The organism is Oceanicella actignis, from assembly GCF_008124525.1.
Lineage (GTDB): Bacteria > Pseudomonadota > Alphaproteobacteria > Rhodobacterales > Rhodobacteraceae > Oceanicella > Oceanicella actignis.
Genome location: NZ_VNHJ01000003.1, coordinates 119,561 through 138,877 on the forward strand (window position 1 = coordinate 119,561; position 19,317 = coordinate 138,877).

The 19,317-nt window shown below is 75.2% G+C and carries 14 protein-coding genes; 11 read left to right on the plus strand and 3 right to left on the minus strand.

Annotated elements, in window-relative coordinates:
• Positions 1-342: 342 nt before the first annotated feature.
• A complete protein-coding gene (locus LY05_RS05815; protein ID WP_148922455.1) occupies positions 343-1,293 on the plus strand; it encodes a radical SAM protein in 951 nt (316 codons plus the stop codon).
• Between the two features lie 280 nt (positions 1,294-1,573).
• Here LY05_RS05815 and LY05_RS05820 read toward each other — a convergent pair whose 3' ends face one another.
• Together LY05_RS05820 and LY05_RS05825 are read right to left on the minus strand one after the other, a co-directional pair.
• Positions 1,574-2,533, minus strand: a complete 960-nt coding sequence (locus LY05_RS05820; RefSeq protein ID WP_249041870.1) for a heme-dependent oxidative N-demethylase family protein — start codon at positions 2,531-2,533, stop codon at positions 1,574-1,576.
• Positions 2,530-3,762, minus strand: coding sequence for a class I SAM-dependent methyltransferase (locus LY05_RS05825; protein ID WP_148922456.1), 1,233 nt, complete (start codon positions 3,760-3,762; stop codon positions 2,530-2,532). The genes LY05_RS05820 and LY05_RS05825 overlap by 4 nt, the downstream gene beginning before the upstream one ends.
• Positions 3,763-3,952: 190 nt before the next feature.
• Here LY05_RS05825 and LY05_RS05830 point away from each other — a divergent pair, with 190 nt between their 5' ends.
• From LY05_RS05830 to LY05_RS05855, 6 genes are all read left to right on the plus strand, one after another.
• A complete protein-coding gene (locus LY05_RS05830; protein WP_148922457.1) occupies positions 3,953-5,071 on the plus strand; it encodes a bifunctional alpha/beta hydrolase/OsmC family protein in 1,119 nt (372 codons plus the stop codon).
• Positions 5,072-5,215: 144 nt separating this feature from the next.
• Positions 5,216-6,139, plus strand: coding sequence for an alpha/beta fold hydrolase (locus tag LY05_RS05835; RefSeq protein WP_148922458.1), 924 nt, complete (start codon positions 5,216-5,218; stop codon positions 6,137-6,139).
• A gap of 226 nt (positions 6,140-6,365) precedes the next feature.
• Positions 6,366-8,393, plus strand: a complete 2,028-nt coding sequence (gene parE / locus LY05_RS05840) for a DNA topoisomerase IV subunit B (protein WP_148922459.1) — start codon at positions 6,366-6,368, stop codon at positions 8,391-8,393.
• Positions 8,394-8,415: 22 nt separating this feature from the next.
• Positions 8,416-9,198: a hypothetical protein gene (locus LY05_RS05845; protein ID WP_148922460.1), complete on the plus strand. Its 783-nt coding sequence runs from the start codon at positions 8,416-8,418 to the stop codon at positions 9,196-9,198.
• 140 nt (positions 9,199-9,338) lie between these two features.
• Positions 9,339-9,938, plus strand: coding sequence for a hypothetical protein (locus tag LY05_RS05850; protein ID WP_148922461.1), 600 nt, complete (start codon positions 9,339-9,341; stop codon positions 9,936-9,938).
• Positions 9,935-10,483 (plus strand): hypothetical protein, encoded by a 549-nt coding sequence (locus tag LY05_RS05855; RefSeq protein ID WP_148922462.1) that lies wholly within the window; start codon positions 9,935-9,937, stop codon positions 10,481-10,483. The genes LY05_RS05850 and LY05_RS05855 overlap by 4 nt, the downstream gene beginning before the upstream one ends.
• Before the next feature lie 79 nt (positions 10,484-10,562).
• Here LY05_RS05855 and LY05_RS05860 read toward each other — a convergent pair whose 3' ends face one another.
• On the minus strand, positions 10,563-12,407 hold the full coding sequence (locus tag LY05_RS05860; RefSeq protein ID WP_148922463.1) for an ABC-F family ATP-binding cassette domain-containing protein: 1,845 nt from the start codon (positions 12,405-12,407) through the stop codon (positions 10,563-10,565).
• A gap of 801 nt (positions 12,408-13,208) precedes the next feature.
• On the opposite strand from LY05_RS05860, the gene LY05_RS05865 reads away from it, so the two are divergent.
• The 4 genes from LY05_RS05865 (at position 13,209) to trpE (ending at position 19,186) form a co-directional block, all read left to right on the plus strand.
• Complete coding sequence (locus LY05_RS05865; RefSeq protein ID WP_148922464.1) at positions 13,209-14,453, plus strand: aminotransferase; 1,245 nt, start codon at positions 13,209-13,211, stop codon at positions 14,451-14,453.
• Positions 14,454-14,457: 4 nt separating this feature from the next.
• Positions 14,458-15,651, plus strand: a complete 1,194-nt coding sequence (locus LY05_RS05870; protein ID WP_148922465.1) for a DNA cytosine methyltransferase — start codon at positions 14,458-14,460, stop codon at positions 15,649-15,651.
• Between the two features lie 67 nt (positions 15,652-15,718).
• Entirely contained in the window at positions 15,719-17,599 is a 1,881-nt protein-coding gene (locus LY05_RS05875; protein ID WP_148922466.1) for a peptidylprolyl isomerase, read from the plus strand.
• Positions 17,600-17,680: 81 nt separating this feature from the next.
• The gene (trpE, locus tag LY05_RS05880) at positions 17,681-19,186 is read left to right on the plus strand and encodes an anthranilate synthase component I (RefSeq protein WP_148922467.1); all 1,506 of its coding nucleotides are present in this window, start codon (positions 17,681-17,683) and stop codon (positions 19,184-19,186) included.
• Positions 19,187-19,317 lie beyond the last annotated feature (131 nt).

Consider the following 19,317-nt stretch of genomic DNA (forward strand, 5'->3'; position numbering starts at 1 on the left):
CGCGTGGAGACGCCGCAATCTCGGCCGGAGCGCCGACGTCCCTGCGCGCGGAAAACGCGGCACGATCGGCGCGACTTTGGCGCGGATGACGCCGACGCTCCGGCCGGCGCGGAAGACGCGCTGGCGCGGCGCGATGACATGCGTGCCGTCCCGACGCCCGTGCGAGCGCCGGAAGACGCCAGCCATGCCACGCCATGACGGGCCGCCAAGGCGCCGGCGGCGCCGCGCCCCGCGCACAAGCGCGTGACCCGCGCGCGCGCGCATTGACAGCCCCCGCGCGGGCGGAAAACCTGCCGCAAGCGCCCAGACGGGCGCGCGGTTCCAGCAGAAGAAGGAAAGCCGATGAAGGACCACGCCGCCGGCCCCGCCCCCGGCAAGTTCGTCGATCCCGAGCTGGCCCTTTCGGGGCGTCCGCGCGCGCGCGTCGCGCCGGTCGGGCTCAAGACGCTGTGGTTCAACACGGGCACGCTGTGCAACATCGAGTGCCTGCGCTGCTACATCGAGTCCAGCCCCACCAACGACGCGCTGGTCTATCTGACCGAGGCCGAGGTGCGCGCCTATCTGGACGAGGCCGAGGCGCTGGGGCTCGAGCTGCGCGAGGTCGGCTTCACGGGCGGCGAGCCCTTCATGGCGCCCGAGATCATCGGCATGATCGGCGCCGCGCTCGAGCGCGGGCGCGAGGCGCTGGTGCTGACCAACGCCATGCGCCCGATGATGCGGCCGCGCGTGCAGGCGGGCATCCGGCGCCTGGCGGCCGCGCATGGCGGGCGGCTGACTCTGCGCGTCTCGCTCGATCACCACGAGGCGCGCCATCACGACGAGGAGCGCGGCGCGGGCGCGTTCGAGATCGCGCTGGCCGGTCTGCGCTGGCTGCGCGAGGCGGGCGTGCGCACGGCGATCGCCGGCCGCACCCTGTGGGGCGAGGACGAGCGCGACGCGCGCGCCGGCTACGCCGCCCTGTTCGCGCGCGAGGGGCTCGACATCGACGCCTGGGACCCCGCCCGCCTGGTGCTGTTCCCCGAGATGGACGAAAGCGGCGATCCGCCCGAGATCACCGTCGATTGCTGGCAGATCCTGAACAAGCGCCCCGAAGAGGTGATGTGCGCCAGCTCGCGCATGGTGGTGCGGCGCAAGGGCGCCGACGGCCCGAGCGTGGTCGCCTGCACGCTGCTGCCCTACGATGCGCGATTCGAGCTCGGGCGCACCCTGGCCGAAGCCCTGCGCCCGGTGCCGCTCAACCACCCGCATTGCGCGACCTTCTGCGTCCTGGGCGGGGGCAGCTGCTCGGCCTGAGCCGGGGCTGGCCGGCGACGACCGCCCCCTGCGCCATGACCGGGCCTCGCGGCGGGCGGCGCTCGGGCATCCGCATCGCCGCAGCCTGGCGCGCGGCCGCCCGGACATCCCCGGCCATGACCAGGCGCCGCGCGGCGCGATGGACGGCAGGCCCGACGGTCGTCGGCCCCCGCCGGGGGGTCGAGGCGCGGGCCGGGCGAGGCTCCGGCATCAGGCGCCGCCGGCCCCGCGACCCCGATCCGCGCAAGGCGCAGGCCGGGGGCGGCGACGCGCGGCGGCCTCAACCCGGCGCCGAGCCCTCGGCCGCCTGCGCCCAGGCGCGCAGGGCCGGGCCGGCCTTGGCGGCGCGCTCCTCTTCGCCCAGCGCCGCCAGCGCGCGCCCAAGGCCGCGGCGCTGCGCGGGGGTCAGCGCCTCGATGGGGGAAAGAAAGGTTCGGATCGCGAAAACCACCGCCCCGCTGCGCGCAAGGCGCAGGATCGTCTGCCGCTCGACCCGCAGCCAGCGCTCGGGCGCGCGCGGCGCGCAAGGCGCGGACGCGGCGGCCATCTTCTCGGCCTCGGAAACCGGCGTCCACAGGGCGCGTTCGCTCTGGAAATTCCAGTTGGCGCGCACCAGCGGCCGCCCCGCCCGCACGCCGTCGAACAGACGCTGCACGCGCCGCGCCAGCTCGCCCTCGTATCCCGGGACCGGGCGGTGGATGCGCACCAGCGGACGGCGGAACTTCTCGGCCAGCGTCCAGTGCGCCGGAAAGCACACCGCCGCCGACAGCAGCACATGCTCGGCCGCGCCCGCCGGCCGGTCGAGGATGACGAAATCCTCCTGCGCAAGGCGCGCCGCCACGGCGATGGGCGGCCCCTGCTCGAGTGGCACGCGCACCCCGTCCGCGCGCAGCGCCGCGCCGCCCGGCGCCCGCAGCCGCCCGCGCGCGCTCTGATGGGCGATCACCAGCTCCAGCAGCTCTTGCGCCGCCGCGTCGGCCGCAGGATCATGGGCCAGCACCCGGTCGGGCATCGCGGCGATCAGCGCATCGCGCGCGGCCATCTGCGCGTCATGATCGGCCGCGGCGACCAGCCAATCCGCGGGATCGAGGGGCGCCACGCCCGGCGCGCCGGCCGTGCGCGGATCCATGAAAGGCGTCAGCGGCGCGTGCTCCAGCGCCACCCCCGGCGCCGCCGCCAGCGCGATCGCGGCGCGCGCGGCGGCCTCGGGCGCCGTCTCGAACCAGCCCTCGGCGCTCATTTCAACCCGCGCGACAGACGCAGAAGGTTCGCCGAGGTCAGCGCCCGGTGCAGCGGCGCGTAGCGCTGGCCGAAGGCCAGCCAGTCCAGCCCCAGCGCCTGCGCCACGCGCCCCAGCGTCAGCCGCCCGTCAAGCCGCGCGGCGATGGGCGCGGCCTCGCGCGCGATGGGCAGATCGAAGCGCACCCCCGAGAAGTTCACGCGCAGCCGCCCGCGCTTGTGGATCTCGCGCGCCAGGGCGTCGGCGCGCAGGGCGTTGAGATGGGGCGTCATGTCGGGCGCGGGCCGGGCCACGCGCGCCTCGGCGCGCTCGCGCGGCGCGACGTAGAGCACATGCGCGCGCATGTTCCCGGCCAGCCGCTCGGCCAGCGCCCAGCGTTCGGGCTCGGACAGGCGCGCGACGCGGGCGGCGAATTCCTCGCCCTCGGGCAGGTAATGGCGCGGATCGTAGCGCGCCGGCTCGACGAACGAGACCGGGGCAAGGCCCGCCGCCTCGAGCAGCGCGAGCAGCGCGGGCACGTCATAGGGGCGGTCGCGCCCGTGCAGCAGCAGATCGTAGAACCCGGCATCTCCCGATTCGTGATCGCGCAGATGCTCGTTGCGCAAGAACCAGTTGGTCGGCGGCAGCGCGCCCAGCGCCGCGCGCGCAAGGCGCAGCTTCTCGGCCGGCGGATCCTGGCCCAGAAGCTGGGCGAAGGCCTCTTGCAGCGGATAGACGCCCGTGCGCCCATAGGGGGCGTAGAGCATCAGCCCCATGCCCCCCTCGGGCGCAAGCGCGCGCGCCAGCGCGGTCAGCCCCGCCTCGGGATCGGGCAGATGGTGCAGAACCCCGCAGCAATCGACATAGTCGAAGGCCCCGCCCTCTTCGGCCGCCAGCTCGGGGGCGCGCGCGATGTCGCCGGTCTCGAAGCGGATCATGTCGCTCAGCCCCCGCCGCGCGGCGCGCGCCTCGGCGACCTTGCGCGCGGCGCGCGACAGGTCCAGATAGACGATCCGCGCCGGGCAGCCGGCGTCGCGCAGGCGCTGCGCCAGCAGGATCAGCCCGTCGCCCGTGCCGCCCCCCGCCACCAGCGCGCGAAAGGGCTGAGACCAGTCGCGCCCGCCGCGGAACAGGAAGTGGTCGACCTCGACCAGCTCCGAGGGCGAGCCGACGATCAGGCGGCGATCCTCGTCGGCGGGGTCGCGCGCGGGATAGGGAAGGAGCTCGTATTGCTCCTGGACGGGGTCCATGACGCGGCCTCCTGAATGCGCGCCCCATATGGGCGCGGCGGCCCGCTCGCCCCGGGCGGGCGGGACGGAACAATGATGATAACATGCCCGCGCCCCCGGCGCACGGAATCGGCCCGGACGGAGCATCTGTCGGGCGCCGCGCGGGCCGATGCAAGCCCCGCGCCGCCGCAAGCATCGAAAGGAGGCGCGCATGCGCACGCAGACCATCCGCATCGACGCGGCCGAGGCCGCGCTGGACCTGCCCATGGAGGCGCCCCGCGGCGCGGCGCTGCTGGCGCATCAATTCGCCGGCTCGCGCGCCGATCGCCGCATCGCCGGCGCGCTGGCCGCGCGCGGGCTGGCGACGCTGCGCCTTGACCTGAGCGCGCCGCCGACGGGCGGCGGCGCCGATCCCGCCGCGCTGGTGGCGCGCGCCGCGCAGGAAATGGCGGCGCGGGGTCTCGCGCCGGGGCTGATCGCGGGGCATGGGCTGGGCGGAACGGCCGCGGCCGCCGCGGCGCATCGGATCGGATCGGCGCGCGCGCTGGCGCTGATCAACGCTTTTCACGACGGCGCAGCGGTCATGGGGCCGGGGGCCCCGGCGGGTCTGGACGGGCCGTCGGTGGACCAGGCGCTGCGCGCGCTGCGCCGGCCGCTGCTGATCCTGCACGCGCCGCGCGACGCGACCGCCGCCATCGACAACGCCACCGCGCTGTTCCTTGCCGCGCGCCATCCCAAGAGCTTCCTCTCGCTCGACGACGCCGACCATGTCCTGTCCGATCCGCGCCATGCGGACGACGCGGCCGAGATGATCGCCGCCTGGGCGGGGCGGCGCCTGCCCCCGCCCCCGGCCCGCCCCGACGAGCCGCCCGCCGCCGAGGGTCCGGTCCTGGTCGCCGAAGCCGCGCCCGACGGCTTCGCGCAGCATGTCTTCGCCGCCCCCGACGCCGCCTTCATGGCCGACGAGCCGCCCTCGCTTGGCGGCGGCGGGCGCGGGGCGACGCCCTATCAGCTGGTGGCGGCGGGGCTGGGGGCGTGCACCTCGATGACCATCCGCATGTATGCGCGGCGCAAGGGCTGGCCGCTGACCCATGTCGAGGTCGAGCTGCGCCACGACCGCATCCATGCCGGCGACTGCGCCGACTGCCCCGAGGGCGCCGGCAAGCTCGACCGCTTCCGCCGGCGCATCGCGCTGCACGGCCCGCTGGACGCGGCGCAGCGCGCGCGGCTGATGGAGATCGCCGACCGCTGCCCCGTCCACCGCACGCTGACGGGCCGGATCGTGATCGAGACCGAGGAGGCGCCGCCCCCGAGCGCGGCCGATGGCTGACGCCGCCCCCTAGCGCGGCCCATGGCTGACGGCGCGCCCGAGCGCGGCCGGGGGCTGACGCCGCGGCCCCCTTGACGGCGCGGCCCGCCTCGTGCCCCGATCGCCCCCGACCCGGCGCCGTGCCGGAATCCGCAGGAGCACGCCATGTCCGACGCGCAGTTGCGCCACGAATTCGTCCGCGTCCGCGATCTGATCTTCCGCTGCCTGACGGCGGGTCCGCGCGACGCGCCCATGATCCTGATGCTGCACGGCTTTCCCGAGTATTCGGGCGCATGGGAAGAGATGATCGCGCGCCTGTCCGATTCCTTCTTCTGCGTCGCGCCCGACCAGCGCGGCTATGCCGGCTCGTCCAAGCCCGAGGCGGTCGAGGCCTATGCCGGCGGCAAGCTGGCGGGCGACGCGCTGGCGATCCTCGAGCACTTCCGCCCCGGCGGCCGCGCCGCGGCGGTCTTCGGCCATGACTGGGGCGCCTCGGTGGCCTACGCGTTGTCCTTCCGCGCCCCCGAGCGCATGGAGCGGCTCATCATCGCCAACGGCGTGCACCCGATCCCCTTCCAGCGCGAGCTGGCGCGCGGGGGCGCGCAGTCCGAAGCCTCGCAATACATCGAATGGCTGCGCGCCGAGGGATCGGAGAAGCGCCTGGCCGAGGACGACTTCAACGGCATGCTGCGCCTGTTCTCGGCCAAGATGGACCTGAGCTGGCTCTCGGGCGCGCGGCTGCAGCGCTACAAGACCGCATGGGCGGCGCCGGGGGCGTTGCGCGGCATGGTCAACTGGTATCGGGCGACGCCCCTGCGCGTCGCCCGCCCCGGCAGCCCCATCCCGCCCGAAGAGCTGCCCGCCCTGCCCCCCGAGGCGCTGCGCGTGCGCGTGCCGCATCTGCTGCTGTGGGGGCTGAAGGACACGGCGCTGCTGCCCGAAACGCGCCAGGGGCTGGACGCGCTGTGCGACGATCTGACGGTGCGCGAGTTCGCGAAGGCCGATCACTGGATCCTGCACCAGACGCCCGACGAGGTGGCCGAAGAGGTCCGCGCTTTCCTGTCCCGCCCGGCCCCGGCCGCGGGCTGACGGCGCCGCGCGCGCAAGGGCCGGCCGCCGCGGCGCGTCGCGGCGGCGCCCGCGGGCATCCGAAGACCCGATCAAGGCCCGCGACGCGCCGCGCCCGCGCTCGGGCCCCGGAGCGCACCCGGCCCCGCGGCGACGGGTCAGATCAACGGGGCGTTGATCCCGCCCCCCAACCCCTGCGATAGTGCGCCCTCGCCGAGCAGAACCGGAATCGGGAGAACGCAGCCGCATGGCCACCCCCAACGCCAACCCCGCAGCGCGGGCCGACGAGGACGAGGATCTTTTCCAGGCGCGCGAGGATGCGGCCAGCGGCGCCTACGACGCCTCGGCCATCGAGGTGCTCGAGGGGCTCGAGCCCGTGCGCAAGCGGCCGGGCATGTATATCGGCGGCACGGACGAGCGCGCCCTGCACCACCTGGTCGCCGAGGTGCTGGACAACGCCATGGACGAGGCCGTGGCCGGCCACGCCACCCGCATCGAGATCGAGCTCGACGCCGAGGGCTTCGCAACCGTGCGCGACAACGGCCGCGGCATCCCGGTCGATCCGCATCCGCGCTTTCCGGACAAGTCCGCCCTCGAGGTGATCCTGTGCACGCTGCATGCGGGCGGCAAGTTCGGCGGCAAGGCGTATCAGACCTCGGGCGGCCTGCACGGCGTGGGCGTGTCGGTGGTCAACGCGCTGTCGGAATCGCTGGTCGTCGAGGTGGCGCGCGGGCGCACGCTCTACCGCCAGCGCTTCGCGCGCGGGGTTCCGCTGGGCCCGCTCGAAACGGTCGGGCCGGCGCCCAACCGCCGCGGCACGACGGTCTCGTTCCGCCCCGACCCGCAGATCTTCGGCGAACGCGCGCGCTTCAAGCCCGCGCGCCTGCTCAAGATGGCGCGCTCGAAGGCGTATCTGTTCTCGGGCGTCGAGATCCGCTGGAAATGCGCTCCCGAGCTGCTGCGCGAGGGCGACGAGACCCCGGCCGAGGCCGTGTTCCATTTCCCGGGCGGGCTTGCGGACTACCTGAACTTCACCCTGCAAGGCGCTGCGACGTTCAGCGAAAATCCCTTCGCCGGCAAGGTCGTCTTCGCCGAGAAGTTCGGCCCCGACACCGTCGGCTCGGTCGAATGGGCCGCCAACTGGACGCCGGCGCGCGACGGCTTCGCGGCCTCGTATTGCAACACCGTCCCCACTCCCGAGGGCGGCACGCACGAGGCGGGATTTTGGGCCGCTCTGACCAAGGGGCTGCGCGCCTATGGCGAGCTGACGGGCCAGAAGAAGGCCGCCCAGATCACGCGCGAGGACGTGATGGCGGGCGGCTGCGCCATGATCTCGGTCTTCATCCGCGAGCCCGAATTCGTCGGCCAGACCAAGGACCGCCTGGCCACCGCCGAGGCGCAGCGCCTGGTCGAGGGCGCGGTGCGCGACCATTTCGACAACTGGCTGGCGGCGGATCCGGCGGCGGGGGGCGCGCTGCTCGATTTCGTCATCCAGCGCGCCGAAGAGCGCCTGCGCCGCCGCGCCGAGAAGGAGACCCAGCGCAAGACCGCGACGCGCAAGCTGCGCCTGCCGGGCAAGCTGGCCGACTGCTCCGACGCCTCGCGCGCGGGGTCCGAGATCTTCCTGGTCGAGGGCGACTCCGCCGGCGGCTCGGCCAAGCAGGCGCGCGACCGGCGCACCCAGGCGGTGCTGCCGCTGCGCGGCAAGATCCTGAACGTGGCCAACGCCTCGATCGAGAAGCTGACCCAGAACCAGGAGCTGCAGGATCTGTGCCAGGCGCTCGGCGTGCAGCCGGGCGCGCGCTTCCGCCTCGAGGATCTGCGCTACGAGCGCGTCATCATCATGACCGACGCGGATGTGGACGGCGCGCACATCGCCTCGCTGCTGATGACCTTCTTCTACCGCCAGATGCGCCCGCTGATCGACGCGGGGCGGCTGTTCCTGGCGCAGCCGCCGCTCTATCGCATCACGCAGGGGGCGACGTCGGTCTATGCGCGCGACGACGCCCACAAGGACGAGCTGCTGGCCACGCGCTTCAAGGGCCGCGGCAAGGTCGAGATCGGCCGCTTCAAGGGCCTGGGCGAGATGATGCCGCGCCAGCTCAAGGAAACGACCATGGACCCGGCCACGCGCACCCTCGTGCGCGTGATGATCGACGAGGACGAGCCCGGCGAGACCGACGATCTGGTCGAGCGGCTGATGGGCCGCAAGGCCGAGACGCGCTTCCGCTTCATTCAGGAGAACGCCCGCTTCGCCGAGGCGCTGGACGTCTGAGCCCGCCGGAAAGGGAAAGCTCATGCGCGCCCGCCGCCGCGCCGCCATCGCCGCCCTGGCTTCGCTCGCCGCCGCCGGCTGCGTCGGGGGCGGCGTCGGGGGCGGCGTGGGCGACGGGCCGGCGCAATGGCTGGCGGGCGATCGCGGCTTTGCGATTCACACCGTCCGGCACGACCTGATCTATGACCCGGCCCTGATCCGGACGCTGCCCGGCCCGGTCCCGCTCTCGGTCTTCGGCGCCGCGCCGGGCGGCGCGGGGGCCGAGGCGCTGGCGGCGCAGCTGCGCCTGCCGGCGCGGCTGGGGGCGAAGGGGCTGCGACCCGCCCCCGCCGCCATCGCCGGCCCGCGTCTTGCGCTGGCCTTCGCCCCGCTGGCCCCGATCTTCGAGGACCGTCTGTGCGCGCTGGGCCGGGACGGCGGCGCGGATGGGCGCGGCAACGGCCCCGACCCGGCCGCCGTCGCTCGCGCGCAGGCCCCGCGACCGAACCCCGAGGGCCGCCCAGACGCCGCCCTGGACGCCGGGAACGGCGCCGGCAAGACCGTCGGGGCCGGCGTGGCGGCCGAGCCCCCGGCCGGCCGCGGCGCCGCGAAGGCCTCGCCCGCGCGGGTCCGCGTCACGGCCGCGCTGTGCATCGGCGCGCGGCCGATCGCTTCGGCGCAGATGATCGGCCCGCGCGAAGCCGCGCCCGACGATCCCGCCCTGCGGCGCGCCATGAGCGCGCTGCTGTCGGTCATGCTGCCCGAGCGCAACCCCGAGGCGCCGCGCCCGCCGCGCCTTTTGCCGCCCTTCCCGGCCGAGGATTGAGCCTTGCCCCGCCCCTTGCCCCGCCCCTTCCGCCGCCCCTTGCGCCGCCCCTTGCGCCGCCGCCGTCGCGCCGCCTTGCCGCCGCCGCTTTTCTCGCCCAGCATGGCCGCCGCCTCGCGCCCGCAGCCAGGAGACTCCGCATGACGTCACCGCGAATTGCGCGCCCGCCCGCGCCGGCATGGGCGCTCCTGGCGCCGGTCATGGCCGCGGCGGCCTGCGCGCCGCTCGCCGACCGGATGGGGGCCAGCCTGGTGCATGATCTGCGCATCGGCGCCGCGTATGATCCGGCCATGCTTCGCGCGGGCGCGCCCTTGCGCGTGATCGGAACGCCTCCCGACGGCGCCGCCCCCGAAGAGACGGCGCGCGCGGCAAGGCTGCCGGCGCGGCTGGGCGGCCGGGCCCCGGCCCTGCTGGCGCCCGGAGCGCCGGCGCCCGCGGTCTTCATGGCGCTGTCCTTCGCGCCCGGCGTCGGCGCCGAGGCCGCCTGCGCCAAGACGCCGCCCACGCCCCAGCCGTCAACGGCGCCGCAGTCAACCGCCCTGCAATCAACGGCCGCGCGGCCCGGCCCGCTGCGCGCGCTGTTCGCGCTGTGCGTGGGCGGGCGCCCGGCGGTCGAGGCGCGGCTGCGCAGCGCCGCCACGCGCGGGCCGCGCGACGCGGGCTTTTCGCGCGCCATGACGCAGCTCTTCCTCGCCGCCCTGCCCGAGCGCAACCCCGCGCTGACGCGGCCCCCGCGATGAGCGCCCCCACGATCCGCGCACTGTGGCGCGCCGCGCTGGCCGCGGCGGCGGTGGCGCTGGGCGGGTGCGATCCCCATGGCGACGAGGTCGTCATCACGCACCAGCAGCGCGACGCGGCCTATGCGCCGTCGATCTTCACGGCCTCGGGCGTCATCGGGGTCGAGCTGCATGGCGCGCCGCTGGCGGGCATGCGTCCCGAAGAGACGCTGCCCCTTCTGGCCGCCCCGCAGCGATTTCCGGCGGGCATGCGTTTTCGCGCGCTGCCGCCGGGCGGCTTCGATCCGCGCAACCCGGCCGATGGCGCGCGCCACCGCCTCGTGCTGGTCTTCAACGCCGCGCCGCCCGCGGACCCGCAGGCCATCTGCCGCACCGCGCGGCCGCTGGGCGGGCCGCCGGCCGGGGCGCGCGGCTTCGCCGTCGACATGGCCGTGTGCCGCGACATGGAGCCGATCGTCTTCGCGCGCATGCGCGCCGTCGCCCGCGAGCGGGCCGACCGCGATTTCGCCGCGCGCGCCCTGCGGCAGCTTCTGACGCAGATGCTCTGAGCGCGCCGCCCCCCTTGAACGCGGGACGAAGGCGGCGCGCGCCGGAACGGCCGCGGGGCGGCGCCGGCCTTCGGACCGCTCAGCCCCCCTCGAGGCTTTCGCGCAGGGCTTCGAGCTCGAGCCACTCTTCCTCGGCCGCGGACAGCGCCGCGCGGCGCGCCTCGAGCGCCGCCGCCGCCTTGTTGAAGCGCGCGGGGTCGCGGGCGAACAGCTCGGGATCGGCCAGCAGGGCCTCGAGCCGAGCGATCTCGTCGCCCAGGCGCTCGATCTCGGCGGGCAGCCGCTCGAGGCGCAGGGCCTGCTTGTAGGACAGGCGCGCGGCGGGCCTGCGCGGCTCGGGCCGCGCGGCGTCCTCGGGCGCGGGCTTGCGCGCGGGCGCCGACGCGGCGGGGGCGGCGGGCGCGGCGTCGGGGGCCAGCGCCTTTTGCGCCTGCATGTCGCTCCAGCCGCCGGCATAGACGCCGGCCGAGCCGTCGCCGGGCAGCTCGACGCAGACCGTCGCGGTGCGGTCGAGAAAGTCGCGGTCGTGGCTGACCAGCAGCACCGTGCCGTCGTAGTCGGCGATCAGCTCCTGCAACAGGTCCAGCGTCTCGATGTCCAGATCGTTGGTCGGCTCGTCCAGGATCAGCAGGTTCGACTCGCGCGCCATCAGCCGCGCCAGAAGCAGCCGCGCGCGCTCGCCCCCCGACAGGGCCTTGACCGGGCCGCGGGCCTGTCGCTCGTCGAACAGGAAGTCCTTCAGATAGCCGACCACGTGACGCGGGCGCCCACGCACCAGGATCTGGTCGTTCTTGCCCGACACGCCCAGATCCGCGTCGCCGGTCAGGGTCTCCCACAACGACTTCTCGGGGTCGAGCTGGGCGCGGTTCTGGTCGAAATAGGCCTCGACCAGGTTCGCGCCCAGGCGCACATGCCCCGAATCGGGCGCCTCGCGGCCGGTGAGGATGCGCAGCAGCGTCGTCTTGCCCGCGCCGTTCGGCCCGACCAGCGCCACGCGGTCGCCGCGCATGATGCGCAGCGAGAAATCCCTGAGGATGCTGCGCCCCGCATAGGATTTCGAGACGCGCTCGGCCTCGATCACCAGGCGCCCGGACTGCGGCGCGCCCTCGAACGCCATCGCGGCCGCGCCGATGCGCGCGCGCTGGGCGGCGCGGGTCTGGCGCAGCTCCTGCAGGCGGCGCACGCGGCCCATGTTGCGCTTGCGCCGGGCCGAGATGCCCTCGACCGCCCAGCGCGACTCGGCCTTGATCAGGCGGTCGAGCTTGCGCCGCTGGGCCTCTTCCTCTTCCAGCAGCTTGTCGCGCCAGTCCTCGAAGCCGTCGAAGCCGCGCGAGACGCGCCGCACCTGCCCGCGGTCGAGCCAGAAGGTCTGGCGCGTGAGCTTGCGCAGGAAGGCGCGGTCGTGCGAGATCAGCATGTAGGCCGCGCGCGTGCGCCCCAGCTCGTCCTCGAGCCAGGCGATGGTCTCGATGTCGAGATGGTTGGTGGGCTCGTCCAGCAGCAGCAGATCGGGCGCCCCGGCCAGCGCGCGCGCCAGCGCCGCGCGCCGCCGCTCGCCGCCCGAGGCGGTGGCGGGGTCGGCCTCGGCGCGCACCTTCAGCCCCTCCATGGCGATCTCGGCGCGATAGCGCTCGGCCGGGTCCAGCCCGGCGGCGGCGTAGTCGCCCAGCGTCGCGTGGCCCGAAAGGTCGGGGTCCTGCGGCAGATGGCCGATGCGCGCGCCCGGACGCACGAAGCGCTCGCCCGCATCGGGTTCGATCAGCCCCGCGCAAAGCCGCATGAGCGTGGACTTGCCCGCGCCGTTGCGGCCGACGAGGCAGATGCGCTCGCCCGGATGGATGGCGAGCGAGAGGTCCGAGAAAACCGGCTCGCCGCCGAAGCCGAGCGAGACGTCCGAAAGGGTGAGAATGGGTGGTTCGGCCATGGCAGAGCGGGTAGAGCGCCCGGCGCGCCGCGTCAAGGCGCGGCGGCGGCGCGTGCAGGGCCGGGGCGAACCCCGGGACAGGGCGAGACGGCCGGCGCGAACGGCGGCGGGGGCGCCGGCGCGCGCGAGACCGGCGCGCCCCGGGCCGGGACGCCTGCGGCTGTCCGGCCTGGCGCGTTGCGCGGCGCAGGGCGCGCGCCGACGCGAGGTCGGCCGTGACGCCAAGGCCGTTTCCGCCAGGGGGGGCGCGAGCGGGCGCGCCGGCGCGACGTGGCGTCGGGCAGGATAGGGCGCATGGCGGGCGGGGCGCCCGCGTGCGCGCCGGCGCCTGAGCCTGAGCGAAGGCGTCCGCATCACGCCCCATGCCCCCCGCGCCGCCCCGCGCGCAGAGCCGCCGATTGCGCTGGCGGTGGTGCGGGTGTCGCCGGCTCCGATCCCCGCGCACGGGGAGTCGCGGCGCAGCCGCGCGCGCGACGGCGTATGCGCTTCCCCCACTCCCCGCGCGCGGGTCGTCGCGGCGATCAGGTCGCGGACGGCGGCACGCCTCTCGCCCCGCTCCCCGCGCGCGGAGAGCTGCTGCTACGCCGCCGATTGGCCGGAGTGTTTCGGCCCCACTCCCCGCGCGCGGGAAGTCGCTGCACGATCGACGAAGGGCCGCCGCAACCGCCATCGCGCCCCGCGCGGGCGGGACGCGCCGGGGCGCGACGGGCGTGCGGGGCGCGAAGCCGGGCGCCGCGGGCAGCTGCACGGCCGGCGAAGGCGGGGCTTTCATGCGCGCGCGCGCGCCGCTATCGTCGCGCCATGACGCAGCCCGCTTCGCCCTCCGCCCCCGTCCGCGCCCCGGCCCCCGGCGCCTCTCTCAACCCGCTTCTCGCGGCGGTCGCCCCCAGCCCCGTCGTCGAGGCGCGGCGCTGGATCGCCGGGCGCGTCTTCGCGCCCGAGCGCCCGCTTCTGAACCTGAGCCAGGCCGCCCCCGCCGATCCGCCCCCGCCCGAGCTGCGCGCGGCCATCGCCGAGGCGCTCGATCAGCCGCGCGCCCATGTCTACGGCCCCGTCCTTGGCCTGCCCGAGCTGCGCGAGGCGGTGGCCGAGCGCTGGTCCGAGGACTATGCCGCAAGGATCTCGGCCGACGAGGTCGCCATCGCCGCCGGCTGCAACCAGGCCTTCTGCGCCGCCATGGCCACGCTGGCCGGCCCCGGCGACGCCGCGATTCTGCCCACGCCCTGGTATTTCAACCACCGCATGTGGCTCGAGATGAGCGGCGTGCGCGTCCTGCCCCTGCCCTGCGGCCCCGACATGCTGCCCGACCCCGAGGCCGCCGCGCGCCTGCTCGAGGCCGAGCCGCGCGTGCGCGCCATCGTGCTGGTCACGCCCAACAACCCCACCGGGGCCGAATGCCCGCCCGAGCTGGTCGCGCGCTTCTTCGACGTCGCCCGCGCGCGCGGCGCGGCGCTGGTGCTGGACGAGACCTATCGCGACTTCCGCGCCGCCGAGGGGCCCGCCCACGGCCTGTTCGCGCGCCCGGACTGGCGCGAGGGGCTGATCCATCTCTACAGCTTCTCGAAGGTCTTCCGCCTGACCGGGCACCGGGTCGGGGCGATGATCGCCGCGCCCGAGCGGCTGCGCGAGGCCGAGAAGTTCCTCGACACCGTGGCCATCTGCCCGCCCGCCATCGGGCAGATCGCCGCGCTCGAGGGGCTGCGACGCCTGCGCGCCTGGACGCGGGGCGAGCGCGCGGCGACGCTGGCCCGGCGCGCCGCGCTCGAAGAGGCCGCGCCGCGCCTTGCGCCGGGCTGGCAGGTGCTCAGCGCCGGGGCCTATTTCGCCTGGCTGCGGCATCCCTTCGCCGAAAGCTCGGCCGATCTGGCGCGCCGCATGGTCGAAGAGGCGGCGGTGCTGATGCTGCCTGGCACGATGTTCCACCCCGAGGGCGACCCGGCCGGGCGCGCGACGCTGCGCATGGCCTTCGCCAACGCCGACGAGGACGGCGTGCGCGAGGCGCTGGCGCGGCTGGGGCGCATGGGCCCGCCCCGAGAGGGAGGCTGAGCGCATGGCCCGCCGCGCCTTCTACGAGTTCTTCGCCGGCGGAGGCATGGCGCGCATCGGCCTGGGCGCGGGCTGGCGCTGCCTGATGGCCAACGACAACGACCCGGTCAAATGCGCCGCCTACCGCGAGAATTTCGGCGACGCGCATCTGATCGAGCGCCCGGTGGCCGAGCTGTGCGCGGCCGATCTGCCCGGGCGCGCGGATCTGGCCTGGGCCTCGTTTCCCTGCCAGGACCTCTCGCTTGCGGGCCTGCGCCGCGGGATGAGCGCGGCGCGCTCGGGCGCGTTCTGGGGCTTCTGGTTCCTGATCGAGCAGCTTCTGCGCGAGGGGCGCGCGCCGCGCGCGCTGATGATCGAGAACGTGGTGGGGCTGGCCTCGTCGAACGACGCGGCGGATCTGGCGGCGCTGACCGGCGCGCTGGCGCAGGCGGGCTACAGCTATGACGCGCATGTGGTCGATGCGGCCGGCTTCGTGCCGCAGTCGCGCCCGCGGCTGTTCATCTTCGCCTGGCTCGGGCCGACGCCCGCCCACATGATCGACCCCGCCCCCGTGCGCCCCATGCCGCTGTTCCGCGGGCTGATCCGCATCGGCCCCGACAGCGACCGCGCCTTCGTGCCGCTGCGCCTGGCGCCGCCGCCCGGGCGCAGGGCCGATCTGGGCGACCTGCTCGAAGAGCGCCCCGCCGATCAGCGCTGGCGCAGCGCCGCCCAGACGCGCGCGCTGCTGGCGCTCATGACCCCCCGCCACCGCGCCCGCGTCGAAGAGGCGCGCGCGCGCGCCCGCGCCGAGGGGCGGCGCGTGGCCGGGGGCGTCTATCGGCGCACGCGCCCGGACGGCAAGGGCGGCACGGTCCAGCGCGCCGAGGTGCGCTTCGACGTGGCCGGCTGCCTGCGCACGCCGGCGGGCGGCTCGTCGCGGCAGACGGTGCTGGCGTGCGAACCCGACGGGCGGCTGCGCTCGCGCCTTCTGAGCGCGCGCGAGGCGGCGCGGCTGATGGGCCTGCCCGACGATTACCGCCTGCCGCCGACCTACACCAACGCCTACAAGCTGGCCGGCGACGGCGTGGTTCCGCCCGTGGTGCGCCATCTGGCGGCGCATCTGATCGAGCCGCTGCTCGACGCGCAGGACGCCGCCGGCGCCGCCCCGCAGGGCCGCCCGCGCGCCGCGACGGTTGTCACCGGCGCCGGCGCGCCGTAATAGGCGAAGGCCGGACCGACACGGCGCGCCGCGCGCGCCCGCTTCACGCTCGCATCGAGGGAGCCAGATGCTCAATTTTCTCCGCAATGCCGCCCGCACCTGGGTCTTCAAGGCGCTGTTCGCCCTGCTCGTCGTCAGCTTCGCCATCTGGGGCATCGGCGACGTGACGCTGAACACCGCCGGCAGCCGCGTGGCGAAGGTGGGCGACCGGGTCATCGAGACCGACGACTTCGCCCTGGCGCTGCAGCGCGAGATCCAGTCCCTGTCGCGCCAGATGGGCCGCCGCATCACCGTCGAGGAGGCCGAGGCCGCCGGCGTGCACCGCGCGCTTCTGGCGCGGCTGGCGCGCGACGCGGCGCTGGATGAGGAGGCGCGGCGCCTGGGCGTGTCGGCCCCCGACGAGGCCGTGCGCGACGCGATCGTGGAATCGCCCTCGTTCAAGGGGCTGGACGGGCGCTTCGACAAGCAGCAATACGAGTTCATCCTGAGCCAGCTGGGCTTCAAGCCCGCCCGCTTCGAAGAGGACATGCGCCGCTCGCTGGCGCGCGACGTGCTGCTGGGCGCGGCCTCGGCCGGCGCGCGGGCCCCGGCGGGCTATGCCGAGCTGCAGCTCGCCCCCCGGCTCGAGAAGCGCGAGCTGGCGCTGGTCATCCTCGACCCGGCCGCGCTTCCCGCCCCCGCGGCGCCCGACGAGGCCGCCCTGCGCGCCTGGTTCGACGAGCGCAAGGACGCCTATGTCGCTCCCCGTGCACGCGACCTGACCTATGCGTTGATCGACCCGGCGAAGCTGGCCGCGCAGGTCGAGATCCCCGAGGACGAGCTGCGCGCCGACTACAAAGCCGACGCCGAGCGCTTCAACATCCCCGAGCGCCGCGTCATCGACCGCCTGCCCTTCCCCGACGAGAACGCCGCGCGCGCCGCGCTGGCGAGGATCAAGGCGGGCGAGGCGACCTTCGAGGACCTGGCGCGCGAGCGCGGGCTGACGCTTGAGGACGTGACGCTGGGCGCGCTGTCGCGCGAGGCGGCCCCGCCCGAGCTGGCTGACCTCGCCTTCTCGGACGGGACCGGCGTCAAGGGCCCGGCGTCGACCCCGCTCGGCCCGGCGCTGATCAATGTGCGCGCCATCCTGCCCGCCAGCGTCACCCCCTTCGAAGAGGCGCGCGAGACGCTGCGCGCCGAACGCGCGGGCGCGCGCGCCCAGGCGCTGGCCTCCGAAAAGGCCGAGCAGCTGGCGGACCTGATCGCGGCGGGCGCGCGGCTCGAGGACGCCGCGGCCGAGCTCGGCCTCGAGCTGCGCACGGCCAAGGGCGTGACGCTGAGCGGCGAGGGGGTCGAGGGGCCGGCGGCCTCGTCCGAGTTCCTCGCCGCCGCCTTCGCCGCCGAAGAGGGGCTCGAAAGCGACCCGTTCTCGCTGCCCGGCGGCGCCTGGGCGGCGCTGCGGGTGGACGGCGAGCGCCCCGAGCGGCCGCTGTCCTTCGAAGAGGCGCGCGAGCGCGTCCTGCGCGACTGGACCGCCGAGGCGCGGCGCAAGGCGCTGGCCGACAAGGCGGCGGCGATCGCCGATGCGCTGGCCGCCGGCGCCGACGCGGACGAGCTGGCGCGCATCTACGCCGCCAAGGCCGTGCGCACCGGCCCCGTGACCCGCGACGCCGCGGTCGAGGGCGCGCCCGACGGGCTGATCGCCGCGCTCTTCCGCGCCGCCAAGGGGCAGGCCCGCTCGACCGTGGCCGAGGATGGCTCGGCCGCGGCGGCGGGCGTGGTGCTGAACGTCATTCCCGCCGATCTGGCCGATCCGACCTACGCGCAGATCCTCGCCCGCTGGCGCGAGGCGCTGGACCGCTCGACCGGGCGCGATCTGCAGGCGCTTTACGCGCAGGCGCTGTTCTCGCGCGCCGAGGTGACGGTCAACGAGGCGGCGCTGCGGCGCGTGCTCAACGGGCTGCGCTGAGCCGCGCCCCCGGGCCTGCGCGCCGCCGCGCGCGCAGGCCGCCCCGGGCCGCGGCCCGGACGAACAGCAGGATGCCGAGCGATGCGGATTGAACCCGATTTCGACGCCTTCGCCCGCCGTTTCGAGGCCGGCGAGAACCAGGTGCTGTGGACCACGCTGCCCGCCGACCTGGACACGCCGGTGTCGCTGATGCTCAAGCTGGCGCAGGCGCGGCGCGACAGCTTCATGCTTGAAAGCGTCACCGGCGGCGACACGCGCGGGCGCTACTCTTTCATCGGCTTCAAGCCCGACCTTGTGTGGCGCTGCCGCGACGGGCGCGCCGAGATCAACCGCGCCGCGCGCTACGACCCGCACGCCTTCGAGGCCGACCCGCGCGACGCCCTGACCAGCCTGCGCGCCGTGCTCGAGGAAAGCCAGATCGACCTGCCCCGCGCGCTGCCGCCGGGCGTTTCGGGGCTGTTCGGCTATCTGGGCTATGACATGGTCCGCCTGGTCGAGCGGCTGCCGAACGTCAACCCCGATCCGCTGGGCCTGCCCGACGCGGTGATGATGCGCCCGACCATCGTCGCCGCCGTCGACGCGGTGAAGGACGAGGTGACCATCGTCACCCCCGTCTGGGCCGGCTCGGGCGAGAATGCGCGCGCCGCCTATGCGCGCGCGGCCGAACGTCTGTCGGACGTGGTCATGGATCTGGACCGCGCCGTGGCGCACGAGGTCGCCGCCCCCGGCGCGGCGCCGGGCGAGCCGGTCTCGAACACCGGGCGCGAGCGTTACCTGCAGATGGTCGAGAAGGCGCGCGAATACATCCGCGCCGGCGACATCTTCCAGGTCGTGCCCTCGCAGCGCTGGACGCTGGACTTTCCGCTGCCGCCCTTCGCGCTCTACCGCGCGCTCAGGCGCACCAATCCCAGCCCCTACATGTTCTTCTTCAACTTCGGCGACTTCCAGATCGTCGGCGCCTCGCCCGAGATCCTGGTGCGCGTGCGCGAGGGCAAGGTCACGATCCGCCCCATCGCCGGCACCCGCCCGCGCGGCGCCACTCCGGAAGAGGACGAGGCCCTGCGCAAGGACCTGCTCTCCGATCCCAAGGAGCTGGCCGAGCATCTGATGCTGCTGGATCTGGGGCGCAACGATGTGGGGCGCGTGGCGCGCATCGGCACGGTGAACCCGAACCAGCAGTTCACGGTCGAGCTTTACTCGCATGTGATGCACATCGTCTCGAACGTCGAGGGCGCGCTGCGCGAGGACGTCGACGCGCTGGGCGCGCTGCTGGCCGGTCTGCCGGCGGGGACGGTGTCGGGCGCGCCCAAGGTGCGCGCCATGGAGATCATCGACGAGCTCGAGGTGCACAAGCGCGGCGTCTATGCCGGCGCGGTCGGCTACATCTCTTCGGCGCAGGAGATGGACACCTGCATCGCCCTGCGCACCGCCGTCATCAAGGACGGCAAGATGCATGTCCAGGCCGGCGGCGGCGTCGTTCACGACAGCGACCCCGAGGCCGAACATCAGGAAACCGTCAACAAGGCCAAGGCCCTGATGCGCGCCGCGCAAGAGGCCGCGCGCTTCGCCGGACGCGGCGGCAACTGAGCGCGCCCTCGCCCCCGCTCCCGACGCCGCTCCCGACCCGGGCCGCCAGGGGCCGGGGCGGAAGGCCCTGGCGCGAAAGGCCGGCGCGGCAGGCGGGCGGGCCGGCGCAAGCGCGTCCCTCGGCGCGGGCG

What these genes read in the sequence shown, in the direction of transcription:
- LY05_RS05815 (WP_148922455.1), top strand. Translation starts at nt 343, where the DNA reads ATGAAGGACCACGCCGCCGGCCCCGCCCCCGGCAAGTTCGTCGATCCC.
- LY05_RS05820 (WP_249041870.1), bottom strand. Translation starts at nt 2,533, where the DNA reads ATGAGCGCCGAGGGCTGGTTCGAGACGGCGCCCGAGGCCGCCGCGCGC.
- LY05_RS05825 (WP_148922456.1), bottom strand. Translation starts at nt 3,762, where the DNA reads ATGGACCCCGTCCAGGAGCAATACGAGCTCCTTCCCTATCCCGCGCGC.
- LY05_RS05830 (WP_148922457.1), top strand. Translation starts at nt 3,953, where the DNA reads ATGCGCACGCAGACCATCCGCATCGACGCGGCCGAGGCCGCGCTGGAC.
- LY05_RS05835 (WP_148922458.1), top strand. Translation starts at nt 5,216, where the DNA reads ATGTCCGACGCGCAGTTGCGCCACGAATTCGTCCGCGTCCGCGATCTG.
- parE (WP_148922459.1), top strand. Translation starts at nt 6,366, where the DNA reads ATGGCCACCCCCAACGCCAACCCCGCAGCGCGGGCCGACGAGGACGAG.
- LY05_RS05845 (WP_148922460.1), top strand. Translation starts at nt 8,416, where the DNA reads ATGCGCGCCCGCCGCCGCGCCGCCATCGCCGCCCTGGCTTCGCTCGCC.
- LY05_RS05850 (WP_148922461.1), top strand. Translation starts at nt 9,339, where the DNA reads ATGACGTCACCGCGAATTGCGCGCCCGCCCGCGCCGGCATGGGCGCTC.
- LY05_RS05855 (WP_148922462.1), top strand. Translation starts at nt 9,935, where the DNA reads ATGAGCGCCCCCACGATCCGCGCACTGTGGCGCGCCGCGCTGGCCGCG.
- LY05_RS05860 (WP_148922463.1), bottom strand. Translation starts at nt 12,407, where the DNA reads ATGGCCGAACCACCCATTCTCACCCTTTCGGACGTCTCGCTCGGCTTC.
- LY05_RS05865 (WP_148922464.1), top strand. Translation starts at nt 13,209, where the DNA reads ATGACGCAGCCCGCTTCGCCCTCCGCCCCCGTCCGCGCCCCGGCCCCC.
- LY05_RS05870 (WP_148922465.1), top strand. Translation starts at nt 14,458, where the DNA reads ATGGCCCGCCGCGCCTTCTACGAGTTCTTCGCCGGCGGAGGCATGGCG.
- LY05_RS05875 (WP_148922466.1), top strand. Translation starts at nt 15,719, where the DNA reads ATGCTCAATTTTCTCCGCAATGCCGCCCGCACCTGGGTCTTCAAGGCG.
- trpE (WP_148922467.1), top strand. Translation starts at nt 17,681, where the DNA reads ATGCGGATTGAACCCGATTTCGACGCCTTCGCCCGCCGTTTCGAGGCC.